At 60.9% G+C, this 13,685-nt stretch carries 10 protein-coding genes and 1 pseudogene; 6 read left to right on the forward strand and 5 right to left on the reverse strand.

Features of this window, described 5'->3' with window-relative positions; all coding sequences use genetic code 11:
* The first annotated feature begins 50 nt into the window (after positions 1-50).
* The 6 genes from CXQ97_RS15000 (at position 51) to CXQ97_RS15020 (ending at position 6,643) form a co-directional block, all read left to right on the forward strand.
* Complete coding sequence (locus CXQ97_RS15000) at positions 51-1,610, forward strand: ATP/GTP-binding protein (RefSeq protein ID WP_181035094.1); 1,560 nt, start codon at positions 51-53, stop codon at positions 1,608-1,610.
* Positions 1,607-3,421, forward strand: a complete 1,815-nt coding sequence (locus CXQ97_RS15005; RefSeq protein WP_104181681.1) for a type IV secretory system conjugative DNA transfer family protein — start codon at positions 1,607-1,609, stop codon at positions 3,419-3,421. Before CXQ97_RS15000 ends, CXQ97_RS15005 begins: the two co-directional genes overlap by 4 nt.
* 10 nt (positions 3,422-3,431) lie before the next feature.
* A complete protein-coding gene (locus tag CXQ97_RS15010) occupies positions 3,432-3,899 on the forward strand; it encodes a DUF4913 domain-containing protein (protein WP_104181715.1) in 468 nt (155 codons plus the stop codon).
* Positions 3,900-3,966: 67 nt separating this feature from the next.
* Positions 3,967-4,716, forward strand: a complete 750-nt coding sequence (locus CXQ97_RS19565) for a hypothetical protein (protein WP_146069663.1) — start codon at positions 3,967-3,969, stop codon at positions 4,714-4,716.
* Positions 4,716-5,387, forward strand: a complete 672-nt coding sequence (locus tag CXQ97_RS15015) for a S8 family serine peptidase (RefSeq protein ID WP_104181682.1) — start codon at positions 4,716-4,718, stop codon at positions 5,385-5,387. Before CXQ97_RS19565 ends, CXQ97_RS15015 begins: the two co-directional genes overlap by 1 nt.
* Before the next feature lie 206 nt (positions 5,388-5,593).
* Entirely contained in the window at positions 5,594-6,643 is a 1,050-nt protein-coding gene (locus CXQ97_RS15020) for a PDDEXK nuclease domain-containing protein (RefSeq protein WP_104181683.1), read from the forward strand.
* Between the two features lie 138 nt (positions 6,644-6,781).
* Here the strand turns inward: CXQ97_RS15020 and CXQ97_RS20640 are convergent.
* The 5 genes and pseudogenes from CXQ97_RS20640 to CXQ97_RS15040 form a co-directional block, all read right to left on the reverse strand.
* Positions 6,782-7,827, reverse strand: a pseudogene (locus tag CXQ97_RS20640) (YhcG family protein).
* 505 nt (positions 7,828-8,332) lie between these two features.
* Complete coding sequence (locus CXQ97_RS19570) at positions 8,333-8,521, reverse strand: hypothetical protein (protein WP_146069664.1); 189 nt, start codon at positions 8,519-8,521, stop codon at positions 8,333-8,335.
* Positions 8,522-8,586: 65 nt separating this feature from the next.
* Positions 8,587-10,440, reverse strand: coding sequence for an alpha-amylase family glycosyl hydrolase (locus tag CXQ97_RS15030; RefSeq protein ID WP_306740084.1), 1,854 nt, complete (start codon positions 10,438-10,440; stop codon positions 8,587-8,589).
* Complete coding sequence (locus CXQ97_RS15035) at positions 10,385-12,475, reverse strand: alpha-amylase family glycosyl hydrolase (protein ID WP_104181684.1); 2,091 nt, start codon at positions 12,473-12,475, stop codon at positions 10,385-10,387. Before CXQ97_RS15035 ends, CXQ97_RS15030 begins: the two co-directional genes overlap by 56 nt.
* Positions 12,476-12,528: 53 nt before the next feature.
* Positions 12,529-13,248, reverse strand: coding sequence for a hypothetical protein (locus CXQ97_RS15040; protein WP_104181685.1), 720 nt, complete (start codon positions 13,246-13,248; stop codon positions 12,529-12,531).
* Positions 13,249-13,685 lie beyond the last annotated feature (437 nt).

Genomic DNA, 13,685 nt, shown 5'->3' on the forward strand with positions numbered 1-13,685 from the left:
CGGTGAAGGCCGCGATGCGTCCGGGGCCCCGTGGGTTCAAGGGTCGTGGGATGGGTGAGGCGCAGCTGCTGCACCCGGTGAAGGAGATGCGCGGCACGAACTATCAGGTCTGCGGGTTGTATCCGTTCCCGATGGGCGGCGGCGCACCCCTGGAAGGTGTGCCGCTGGGCCGGAACCTGCTCTCGAACGAGCCGGTGTGCTGTGACCCGATTTCGTGGTTCCAGAATGTCCGCCTGATTTCGAACCCGTCCGCGTTCGTCATGGCGAACCCCGGTCTGGGGAAGTCCTCGCTGCTGCGCCGCATGGCGATCGGGCTGTGTGCGTTCGGGGTGAACCCGATGATCCTCGGGGACATCAAGGGCGAGCACATCGACATGATCGAAAAGCTCGGCGGCAAGGGCCTGCCCCTGGGTCGCGGTATCGGGCACATCAACCCTCTCGATGATGCCGGCGCCCTGGAGGCTGCGACCCGGCTCTCCCCGGTGAAGCGGGAGGAACTGCTCACCGAGCTTCACGCACGACGTCGTGGACTCATCGCCGCTCTGATCGCCATCCTGCGCAAGAAGCCCCTCGATGAGCGTGAGGAGTCGATCCTCGACCGGTGCCTGATGGTCCTCGAAGCGACACACAACCCCGCGGGCACTGTTCCCCTCATGGACGACCTGCGGGCCGTCCTCAAAAGCCGTCCGGCGCAGGTGCGGGAGGTCGCTTTGGATCGTGGCAGTAACGAGCGGTACGACACGATCACCGAGGGCTTGGAGTCCTCGCTGAACTCCCTGTGCGGAGCCGGCGCGTTCGGGGACATGTTCTCCAAGCAGTCCACCCACAAGATCGACGCGACGACGCCGATGGCGTTCGACCTCTCCCGGATCTCGCAGGCCGAGAACGACCTGCGAGCGGCAACGCTCATGGCGTGCTGGTCAGCCGGATTCGGGACCGTCACGACGTCGAACATGCTCGCTGACGACGGTGTGATCGAGCGCCAAAGGTTCCTGGTGATCCTCGATGAGCTGTGGAACACCCTCGCGGCCGGTCCCGGCATCGTGGATCAGGTCAACGCACTCACCCGTCTGAACCGTGAGTGGGGCGTCGGTCAGATCATGGCCTCCCACACACCGTCGGACCTCAAAGCGGTCAAGGACGAAGCAGACCGGCACAAGGCCCAGGGCATCATGGACCGCTGCGGCATCAAGATCCTCGGCGGCCTCGCCCGCTCCGAAATGCCGCTGCTCACCCAGTCCGTGCCGTTGAGCAACCGGGAGCAGGAACAGCTCGCCGCATGGCAGGACCCGCCCGCCTGGAACCGGGCAGGCGACGACGCCATGCGCTACACCAACGACGACGTGTTCCGGCGGACCGATCAGTCGTTCACCGATGATGAGCTGGCTGCGTGGCTCGAGGACGACGACAACGCCGCCTGGTACAACGACGACCGGTCCACCCAGCCCCCACCAGGGCAGGGCAAGTTCTTCATCAAGGTCGGCTCCCGGGCCGGCATCCCGTTCTCAATGGAGTTCACCCCCACCGAGCGCCGGTCGCGTGTCCACGACACCGAGAAGAAGTGGCACAAGGCCAAGCGAACCGCTGCAGAGGAGAGAGGCGAGCTGTGAGCTCACTGGACCGCAAGCACACAGCCGGACTCGGCGGTGAGGCCGCACTCCTGGTCGTCCTCACCATCCTTCTCGTCGGCGTCCCCGGAGCCCTGTACGGGCTGAACACACTCGGGCACCAGCTCACACCCCGGCCCGAAGGAGTCCCGACCGGTTTCTGGCCGAGGTCCCTGGGCAACTTCACCGGCATCATGCCGTGGCGGTCCACCGAGATAACGCTGGCGATCATCGCCGGCGTGATCCTGCTGGCACTGTTCGTGCTGTACATCGTGATGAGCATCCGCAAGGGCCGGAAAATCGTCAAGCACGACCGAGCCGCAGTGAAGATGGCGTCCCTGAAAGACGTCGCACCCTTCACCGAGAAGCAGGTCAAAGCCAAAGCCGCCCGCTTCGGCCTAAGCGCCGAGCAGTCGCCGGGCGTGATGATCGGGCGCATGGTGCGCGGCGGGAACACTCTGTACGCGTCGTGGGAGGACACTCTCCTGCACATCTGGGGCACCCGCACAGGTAAGACCACGACGCAGGCCGCACCCTCGATCATCGAGGCGCCTGGTTCGGTAATCGCGACGTCGAACAAGCGCGACCTGTCGGATCTGACCCGCGACATCCGCGCCGAGAACGGCGACGTGTGGATCTTCGACCCGCAGGGCGTCGCAAACGAAAAGCCCACCTGGTGGTGGAACCCGCTCAGCTACGTCACCGACGCAGAAAGAGCCGCGGAGATGGCGAACAACTTCGCCTTGGGCTCGCGCTCCGTGGGAGCCAAGGCTGACGCCTACTTCGACACAGCCGGCAAGGACCTGCTGGCCGGGTACCTGCTCGCTGCAGCGGCCGGTGACCGGCCGATCAGTCAGGTCCATAGCTGGCTCTCCCACCCCGAGGAACGAGAAGCCTCGACGGTGCTCCTCGAGGCCGGGTGGCTGAAGGAAGCTGATTCCATGGGCAGCACGATGTCCCTGCCGGACAAGCAACGCGAAGGCGTCTACGGCACCGCACGGCAGATGGCCACGTGCCTGAAGAACGAGAAGATCGCTCCCTGGGTCAACCCCAGCGGCCCGGACGATCCGCGGCCGCAGTTCACGCCCGAGGACTTCATCAAGGGCAAGAACACGCTCTACGCGCTCTCCAAGGAAGGCGCCGGCACCGCAGGGCCTTTGGTGACGTCCCTGACCGTGGCCACGGCCACCGCAGCCGAAGAATACGCGGCAACCCAGCCAGGTGGCCGCCTGGCGGTCCCGATGGTCTGCGTCCTGGACGAGGCCGCCAACGTGTGCCGGTGGGGGAACCTCCCAAACCTCTACAGCCACTACGGCTCCCGAGGAATCGTGGTTTCTACATTCCTACAATCCTGGTCTCAGGGCGTCGACGTGTGGGGCGAATCCGGGATGAAAAAGCTGTTCTCCACGGCCAACGTCTTCACCTACGGCGGCAACGTGAAGGAAGAAGGCTTCCTGAAGATGCTCTCCGACCTCGTGGGCCAGTACCGGTACACCTCGGTGTCCACCTCGAGACAGAAGGACAGCCGCTCCACGAGCCGCCAGGACTCCACCGACGACATCCTCTCCGTCGCGGACCTCGCCGCGATGCCCAAGGGCCGGGCCATCATGCTCGGCTCCGGCTCCCGCGCCGTCCTGCTCCGCACCGTGCCGATCAGCGACCGACCCTACGCTGACAAGGCGGCAGCGTTCGAGGCCGTCCGGTCCGCGCCTCCCGCCGCAGTCAAACCGGTCCTCGAACCGACAGCCGAGGTGCAACACCCACCTGCTGTACCTGCCAGTGGGAACCGCTGGTCAGCCGTGGTGAAGGAGTAGGGGAGTGGACATGCAGTCGCCGTTCGAGCCCGAGAAGTTCGAGCCAGACGACGAGTTCGACCGGCTCGTCTACAGGACGGACGAGGATGCGGCGTCAGAAGACGCTGACACCTCAGAGGATGGGCCCAAGCTGTACTTCCCGAACCTCGAGGTGTTCGTCACCGACTTCCTGGTCAACCACTACGCCCGTCCGTTGGACCCGATGGGTCATGACAAGGAGTTCACCTGGTGTAGCAGCTGGTGGGCTCACACGGAGGCCGTAAGCCGCCTTAGCGCTCTCTGGAGGGCCTGGGAGACGCTGCGGCTGGATGGGGGCACCGGCATGGCTGATTGGTGGCGGAACTACGCGGATCCGACAATGCACACGCTCTTCTACAGCAAGGGCCCCTTCAAGGGGTGCACGGCCACGAAGCACGCGCCGGCCAGCAAGCCCTTGCCTGTTGTGGCTGCGCCAAAGGACTTGTTCTGCCAGCCGTAGTGGTTAGCCCAGTCAACGTTCGATGATGGGGTATCCGTCGAGAGCTCGAAGGTCTATCCTTCCGGGCATGAAGACCCCCACAGAACGCTTCATAAGCGGCATGAACGATGCCTACGGAATGCGCCCTACCGTGCCTTTCGGCACTCCGATTGCCCTCGGCCACGTCGTCATTGTCGACCAGTCGACGGGGCGCCTCTCTCACGTCGGAACACTAGCCGACATCCTCGGGATCGACGATCTACCGGAGCTCCCTCCGGCTCCCGGTCAAGTGAATCAGGAGCTGCGAATCGGTGAGAGTATGTCGGTCGGAGTTCTCGCTGAAGGGGAGGCTTCCACGCTTTTTCCGAACCTTCCATCCGCTGGTGCGAGGATCGAAGTTCGTTTCGGTTCCGACAACTCCGTTTATGCACTCGTCAGTCAGCCTGAGATTAGGAAGTTGGGACAGACGCATCGTCTGTATGCGCCAATACTCGAAGCCCACGCAGCTAAACACCACGCAGCTAAAACTTGGGATCAAGACTGGGCGCTCATCACCGAGATTGGGACACCATCCAACGTGCATGCGATCCTCTCGCATTCCGCGGGAACTAGTTTCTTGCTTCAGGGCCGGGCCGACGTGGATCTTGCGACTGCCGCGACTGCCGACTTTGCCGGTTCGTTCTCGCTTCAGTCGTCGACGAACGCGGTAGTCGAATACCGTTCGCATGAGACGCCCGTACTTTACAATGCAATTCGCGTGAAGACCCCCTTTTGGGATGTTGCCGAAGTTCAGCCGCTGTCAACCGATGATATCCCCGAGTACTTTGAGGTTCTCTAATGACTATGGACGTGCAGCTGTTCGGTCACGAAAACATAGATCTTCACGACGTATTTAGGCCGCCTGACATGTACATCCACTTGAAGCCCGATACCCCTATTGGAGGTTTAACAGGAGCTGGGATGATCGCTGCGGTAATCGACACCGGAATACTGCCGGAACATCCCGACATAGCTCCAAGGTTGATCGATTTTCTTGACGTCACTGGCAGGGGCGCCATGGACGAGGCCGGTCATGGCACTTTAGTAACGCTCCTCCTTCTGAAGACTGCACCGGATACTCAGATTCTCAGTGTTAAGGCGAAACAGGGACGCGACGGCGCGGGCGGAGCAGCGGAGCTAATCAAGGCATTTCAACTTGTTGCGGAGCGCCAAGATGTGGCTCTCGTAAACGTTTCGCTCGGACGCTTCACCCCGGGCTGCGATGGGGATTGTGATATCTGCGTTGCAGGGACCAGACTAGTGGAGTCTGGAAAGATTGTTCTTGCCGCTGCGGGAAATCTTCCAAATAGCACGTCGTGTCCTGCTAAGGCCGCGGCTGTAATTGCTGTTGCCGCCATCGACCCAGCAACAAACGAACTTACCGACTATTCAGGGAATTCAAAGGATGGGATATCCATGTTTGAGGCTCGGGCGATAGCTACTTGGATTTCGGCGTCTACATCTCCTTGAGCGGTTCCATGATGTATACGCGTCAACGCAGATTTAGTAGTCCGTCGGTTAACGGACCTTGTCAGTGATAAAGCCCTCATGACTGTTCCGTTTCGATCGCCGATAACTGATGTTCTGTAAGCCCAGTCGCTGGCAGTGTCGTCACCGCTGGCTCTGGCTCTGGCTAACGGGGAATGAACAGCGGCGCGTCCAACTAGGGTGGTTTCATGCCCCAGCTCGAGCCGGATCTTCCGGGAGACTACGCCGCCACCCTCACGGCCCTGATGGGGTTGGTGCGGGAAGCCCAGCACCGCGCGCAGCGCGTCGTGAACACGGCGATGATCGAGCTGTACTGGAACATCGGGCGGTCCATTCTGGACAGGCAGGCCGACGAACCCTGGGGGAGTAGGGTCCTCGACCGCCTGGCAAAGGACTTGAAGTCAGAGTTCCCCCACATGAAGGGCTTCTCCCGAACAAACCTGTACAACATGCGTGCCTTCGCCGCTGCATGGGACGGCACCGAACCAATTGTCCAGACACCGTCTGGACAATTGAGCTGGAGCCACAACCTCACCCTCTTGAACAGGATCGACGACCACGACCTCCGCGCCTGGTACGCCTCGCGTGCCGCCCAGCACGGCTGGTCCGTGGCCGTCCTCGAGCACCAGATCCTCACCAATCTTCATGGCCGGGCCGGCGCGGCACCGAACAACCTCGAAGCACGGCTGCCAGGCGTTGGTACGGATCTGGCGCGGGAAGTAGCAAAGGATCCCCTCGTCCTCGACTTCCTCGGACTGACCGAGGAAGCCCAGGAACACGCCATCGAGGAGGCCATGACCCTCCGGATGGCCCAGACCCTGGCAGAATTCGGGCCAGGCTTCGCCTTCGTCGGCCGTCAGCACCACCTCAACATCGACGGAGACGACTTCTACATCGACCTCCTGCTCTACCACGTCCCCTCCGACCGGTACGTGGTCGTGGAACTCAAGGCCGGCAAGTTCAAGCCCGAGAACCTGGGACAACTCAACTTCTACGTCGCAGCCGTCAATGACATCCTGCGACTTCCACGGCAAGCACCCACCGTCGGGATCCTCGTGTGCGGCTCAAAGAGCGAACGGGTCGTACGCTACGCTCTCGAGGGATCCACCCAACCCCTGGCCGTGACGTCCTACACCTACGAAGCACTTCCCGCCGATGAACAAGCCACCTTGCCGTCACCGGCCGCCATCACCGCCGCACTCGAGCACGAGAGACAACCAAACGTCACCGACAGCTAAGGCCCTCAACCCTGCGGGGTAATTCCGCGACGAAGCGCTGTATGACGCATCGGGAGATCGTCTTGGGGCCTGCAAACGCCCCTCTTTCAGGTGCCGCAGAAGCGCCGATAACCTATCTTATGTCAACAAATGTTGACGTCACCCATGCTTGCTGATGCTCGAGTCGATCTGGTCGAACGCTGCAGCGAGGTCGTCGGCCGCCGGCAGGGCGCGCTGCTCCGCGGCCGGCAGGTTTTCGTATGTGTAGGTGGAGACGGCCATCGGCGAGTCGGATCGTCCGAGGGCCTAGCGGACGGTGTGCTCGTTCTTACTACCGCAAATTAGAATCCCGACCGTCTCGTTGTGAGCTTCTCGGCGGAGCTTGTCGTCAACCAGGGCGACGTAAAAGTTGAGCTTGCCGGCATACTCGGGCTGAAACTTGCCGGTTTTCAACTCGATGACAAAGTAGCGCAGCTGCTCGACGTGGAAGAACAGCAGGTCGACGTAGAAGTCGTCCCGCCGACCTCGAAGTGAACTTGCCGCCCGACAAAGGCGAACCCGGGACCGAGCTCGCGCAAGGTGTCGACGATCCGCTCGGTCAGGGCCTGCTCAAGGTCACGCTCGGCCACCTCACCAGTCAGTCCGAGGGATTCAAAGGCATAGGGGTCCTTCGCTACCTGCTGAGCGAGTTCGGAATCAGGAGCCGCAAGTTGTCGACGGAAGTTCGAAGGCGCCGCCCCAGTCCGTTCCATCGACCGATTCATGATCATGTTCATTAGCACGTTCCTCGACCACCCATATTCGACAGCTGCCGCGGCATACCAGTCGCGGGCGTCAGGATCGAGGTTCTTGTCGAGGATCGTGCGGATGTGACCCCAAGGCAATTACGCCACAGGCTGTGGCGCAATTGAAGCTTCGGACCAGAGCCTGGCGAAAGTCGTCATGTACTGCAGATTCCGGGGTGAGAATCCTGTCATGTCCGGGAACTCGCTTCGAAGGTCGGATGCAGGCCGGGCGATGACCCGACTCCCCCATCCGTCCTCCTCCTGGCGCGCGAGCACGTCTCGACCGACGCTCCAGTACAACTCGATCAGCTGTGTGTTGACAGCCCGCCGTGCTGTTGAGCGAGCTGCACGGACACGAGCCTTCAGCCGATGAAGAGTTTCCCCATACTCATCCGGTAGCAGGGCGTCAGACGAAGTCATTACCTCACTCTGGCAGTTTACGGCCCTGCTCCGGCTCCACCGATTACATTAGATAGACCGCTCTGGTTCTCCAGTCGCTTGAAAAGGATGAGGCTGAATCCTGCAGACAGGATCTGCACGATTGTCCTGCTCCCCTCCCTCGAGTCAGCCAAGGCCCACCTGTGGCGCAGCTTCCTCCGCAAGAGCCCTCTCATTTGCGGAAACTGGTCACAGAGATCCTCAGCCAGAGGACCGAGTACGACCCTCCCCCACAGTTCAACCTGAGGGACAAAGGCGAATGGACAACAGGCTGTTGGGTAATCCTGTCCCAGCACGTTCCAGCCACCCCTACGCACTTTTGATCGGCTGAGCGGTCGAGCCGCCCGAACCACCACCATTCGTAGGCGTATGACCGCCCGCCTGGTGCAACCTGCATATGAGCAAACACCTTACTCACAGAGTCCGGAACTCTGTAAGTTGCCCATGACGGCTCGCTGGCCCCTAGCCGTTACCCTCACGGGACGCTTCAAGCGTGATGTCGACGCGCGGACAGTCGACCTGCCCATTCCTCCCCGACCGCCAATGCAGCGAAGCGGTCCTCGAGTACGACTGGGATAAAATCATTCATAATTATAAAGGTAAGGAGTACGCCGGGAAGCAGGATGGAAAAGAAGCCCATTAGGCCGATGAAAAACCTTTGCGGATCAAAGTTCATGGAACCGCCTCTATAACTGACCTTCGCCGGACATCTCTCACTACCGCTCGACTCTAAAACGTCCGTTAGTCGTCCTGTGACATGATCAGAGCGCTGTACCCGCCGATGCCAATTTCAGCTGAAAAGGGCATGTTGTCCCAGGGGATGGAATCTGCGATCGAGTCGTACCCTGGTACATTGCCGAATCCAAAGTCGTATCCGATGTAGTCGCTGTTGAAGCGCACTCGCCAGCGCCTTCCTCTGGGTAGTCCAATTCGGTAACCTTGGTGGGCGTCGGCGCCGAAGTTTGCAATCACCACTACATCGTCGCGGGGTCCGCCGTGGTACCACCGGTGAAAGGCGACGATTCGTGCGGCGTAATCGAGGTGGTGCAGATGCATTCCGTTGCCAGAGAGGCCGCGGGTTGTGTCGAACCAGTTCCGGCGGAGGCGGATGAGGTCCCGATACAACGCGAGGATCCCCCACCGGGTGGTGCTCTTCGACCAGTCGAGGGTCCTCTCGTCGCTCCACCACTGATCCTCGAGGAACTCCTGGCCTTGGAAGAGCATCGGGATACCGGGCGCGGTCAGCACGAGGGCAGCACCAAGGGTCGAACGCTTTTTCGCTGGCCTGCTGTCGGCCGACCCGGGCGATATTTCTTCCGGCAACCGCTGCCTGCCATTGCCTGTCTCATCGTGCGACTCGGTGTAAATCACCCGGTCATAGGGGCCCGTGCTGCTCGTAGTCGTCAGTGCTCGCGCAATGCGGCTGAGGTCACGCTCCTGATCCCATACCGGAGTGAGCACCGAACGCACGTCGTGGACGAAAGGGTTCCATTGGGCGTCGAAGCCTGCTCCACCCCGTGACGTTGCTTCAGTGATGCGGTCGCCAGCCGCGAAGTCCTCGGCGATGAGGATCTTCCATGGCTGGCGCCAACGGACCGTGTCGCTGATCCTCTGTAGAAGACGCCACCCGTCAGGAAGCTGTTCGCCGGACGCTGACCACATCTGGGCGGTCTGGTCCAACCGGAGACCGTCGAGGTGGAATTCTTCCAGCCACATCAACGCGTTGTCGGTGATGAAGTCCTGCACTTCCGGACGGCCGTAATCGGGTCGGGGGGATTGCCATGGGGTGGCTTCGCGCCAGTCGTTGTAAAAGTAGATGCCCCCGTACCCGTTTTCTGACCATCCGTCGTATCGCCATAGGCTTCGTTCGAGGTCCGCAGCACCGAAGTGGTTGTACACGAGGTCAAGAACCACTGCTAGGCCCCGGTTGTGTGCCTCGCGCACGAAGTCCTTTAGGGCATCCGGGCCGCCGTAGTCGCTCTCGACCGCGAACGGGAGCATGGTGTTGTACCCCTTTGAGCGGAACCCGCCGAACTCTCCGACGGGAAGGATCTCGACCACATTCGCTCCGAGATCACGAACATGGTCGAGTCGTTGGATCGCAGAGCGCAGGGTGCCCGGGCCGCTGCCGGATGACGTGAACGTACCGACGTGGAGTTCGTAGATGACGGCGGTGTTCCATGAGGGCGTCGTGAAGCGCTCGTCTCCCCAGGAGTATGCGTCGCCTGCGTAGACGATCGCGTTGCCGATTGAACTGACTACCGCCCGTGCGCGAGCGTCAGCCTTGCGAAGAACTTCACCGGTTCGGGAAGTAAGAAGGAAGGCATATTGATCGCCAACTCGCGCTCCGTCGACGTCAATTGACCAGTACCCGTTTCCCTCCCTACTTAAGTCTCTGCCCCGGCCTCCCCACCGGTGATCTGGATCTTCCACTCGGACCGCGGTCGCGAAAGGAGCCCAGGTTCGGAAAGTCACCCCTCCCGGGTAGCAGATTGCCCCGATGCCCGGCCTCGTCGATGCTCTCACGTTCCTACCCGTTTCACACGACTCGGTCGAGGTGAAGCGCCTGGACCTGAGTAGCCTGAAGCCCGACACCGATGCCGTGCTGGAGTAGTGCTCTCCCAAGCACTGGTCGGCTCCAGAGATACCGGTCCGGGTCGAACCCAATCAGATCGCGGACCTGGTACCAGTCGTTCGGGGATTGCGCCAGCCAATCCCGGGTGCGCTCACCGACGTCAAACGTCGCGGCCGCCCACGCGACACGGTCGAGATTACTGAATACAAGGATCGGCGCCTCGGCGGGATCCGTTCCCCACCTGCTGAACGCGAATATTGAATGAGGTCCGTCCGCCGAGAATTGTACGAGCCGTTCCCGGTTGTCGCCTCGCAGGGAGGGGTGCGCGTTTCGTAATATTCCCCCTCGTCCGATCCATGCTGCGAGATTGTTCAACTCAGCAGGCAGCAGGCCTTGGCGCCGGTACCAAAGTGTGGGCACGCCGCCCTTCGCCTTAAATCGTAGTTGCTCACCCTCGGCGTATTCGTCTCCGGCGAGCATGAGGAAGGGGCCGCCGAGGAGTTGCATCGTCATCACTGCGTTTCCGTAGGCGGCGAGGTTCTCACCGAAGAAGTGGATTGCCCGCCTCTCGTCGTGATTACCCGTTCCCAGAAACTCTCGGTTTCGGTGCACCACTCCAAAGCCGTTCCAAAGGCGGTCAACGTCCTGGTCCGCGAATGCTCGAAGCACCCCCATGTAGTCCGACGACTGCACGACGTCCGCCACGCAACCCGTGTACTCCTTGCGATCGTGGTCCTCCATCACCCAGATCATGGATGCATCCGGCCCGCGGCGCTCACGCACCTGCATCTCGACCCAAGGCAACGTCTGTTCGAAGAAATGGAACGGCATCGCCAGGCAGTGATCAATTCTGAATCCGTCAACTCCGAGCTCGGTCGCCGCCCAAGCCATTGCCCGTCCGATGTAGGCAAGCACCCGGAGGTTCTGCGGCGTTCTTGGATACCACATGCGATCCGCCGGGCTGCCCCCGTGATTCAAGTGCTTGACGTCCGCCCAAGTTCCGTACCAGTCAGGTGAATACGTCTCGCTCACCGACTCCGCCCCGAACGGGTTGGCAGAGCCATCCGGATAGCGGGTCGCGTACATCTGGGGCAGCATGTACTCGGCGTAGTCCTTGACCTCGTCCGGGTATTGCACACCGTCCAAGCGTTCCTGAACCTCATGGAGTTGGGCGTCGTCGATTGCCGAGAGCTCATAGTCGCGTCGGCGGGCCGTGACTCCCGTGTCGGTAGGTGACACGTCCCGGTAGATGAAGTTGTGGCCTACGTGATTGGGTGCAATCTCAACTAGGACCTTCATGTTCAGTTGGTGAGCCCGGTCGACCAGTCGCTTCATCGCGGCGTTCGCCAGTTCGTGCTGTTTATCCAAATCCCAGGGAGGTACTCCGCGTGAGTCGTGGGATAGATCGGGGTCGATCGAAAACCAGTCGTTGCTCGCATAGTCGCTTCCGGCGTCGTCTTGACCCTCCCGGCGGAGCCACGGGTCCAATCGGTACGGCACCTGAAACCAGACGCAGTTCACTCCCTCGTCCCGAAGTGTCGTCAAGTTGTACCGGGCGGCTCCGTCTCCGAGGAGATCCTCGATCAGTGAGATGTCCGTGCTGCCTGACCTAGCGTTCACCTTATCAATCGGCACCTCACGAACAACCAGATTTGCGGTGTCGGTAGCACCGACGCGAAGGACGAGTCTGTTCTGCAAGCCGAATGTTGCCGACCAGTTTGTTTGACCCGAGTAATCTTGCGCCCAGTAATTTTGTCCATGGATGACCACATACGCAGTCACGATGAAGGTGCCGAGTAATGCATCCGGAAGAGTGAGGGAGAAGGCCTTTTGATGACCGTCGGTTGGTTGCGTCTCAATCATGGCAATTGCGTTGAAGTCGACGGGGTTTGCGTTCCCGTAATTCGTCCACACGAACGCGGTGACGACCCCGAGGTCCGCGGCCTGTCTCCCGGTGACGCCCAAGCCGACAGTAAGCCGCTCACCCGGCGTCAACTTCACCCGGAAGGATCCCGGGTCTACTTGCGCAGTTCCGAAGCTGATGCGCTCAATCATCTGCACTCCATCATGGTGATTCCAAATTGGAATCGGCTAGAGCCTGGCGGCGCTCATCGCCCGGCTGCGGTAATCGAGGCTTCGACGAACATAGTCCACGCCTGCGCGTCTCCGAGGGTGCGCCAAGACGGCCTGTCTTCAACCTGTCCGATGGTTCGGAGGAGCTTTTTGACGATCACATCCGCGTTTTCATCCGTTCGCGGAAGGGGCTGATAGCAGAAGTCGTCGTCGGGCTTATTTGCCCACTCATAGGCCTGGCGGATCCCTTTCCGAACCGGATCCCCGTCGTCGGTCGGTTTGATTCGGTTGAGGGCCGCTGTCGTAAGGGTCTGTATCGTCGCCTCGCGCCCGGCCGCGTTAGAAACGCTCACCAGTGCGACGGGACGGCTGAGGTAGAGGGCAAAGATCGCCTCGGAGGACGTCCCGTCGCTGGCTCCTATGGCAATCGCAGCGTGACACAAACATGCTTCGACGAAGTTGCGCTCGTGATTTCCTCCTGGCGTCAGGACGCCACCACGATGCGATTCCGTCCACGGCGCGGGCGAAGACTCATTGGCGACTCCGATCCACACCGGGGGGTCGACGGTGGCGTTGATCTCCTCAGCGGCCACGATCGCCATGTCTTTAATTTTCGTGGCTGGTTTCTTCCACGCGCCACCGGTCAGGACGATGGCCCTCTGGCGCGCTATTGCTCGCCCCAGGAGCCTCGCTGCCTCAAGCTCATGGTCGGAAGGGCTGTTACTCCCGAAAACTGCGATAAGCGGGAGTGTCATTAGGTATTCCTCACCATTGCTTAGCGGAATCGTCGTCCGGCAATGACTCCGCCGGACCCTGCTGGCGGCTCCAGAACACTGACAGGTTCATGACAGTTCGATGACTGCTTAGGATCCCGGATGTACAGCCACCACCGATTGTTAAGTTGCTTGCCGTCAAAAACAACTTGATCATGCTGGCGTCGGGGATCATGGATGCCCTGAGGGCTTGGAGACCGATCAAATCAGTAGGCCTCGCGTGCAGAATCGTTAGGAGTGCAACGCTATTGCCGCCTCCGTATGCTGTCAATAGTTCGAACCGAATTCATAAAGAAGCTTCTCTTGGCAGGCTTTCGCATTTGGCACGGCTGTAACCACCTGGCAGCGAGTGCTGCCAGATAGCACTACTTCTAGAATGTTCCCGGCAGCACAATCAACGTCAATAGCCAGTGCTAGGC

The organism is Arthrobacter sp. B0490, from assembly GCF_002929355.1.
GTDB lineage: Bacteria > Actinomycetota > Actinomycetes > Actinomycetales > Micrococcaceae > Arthrobacter_D.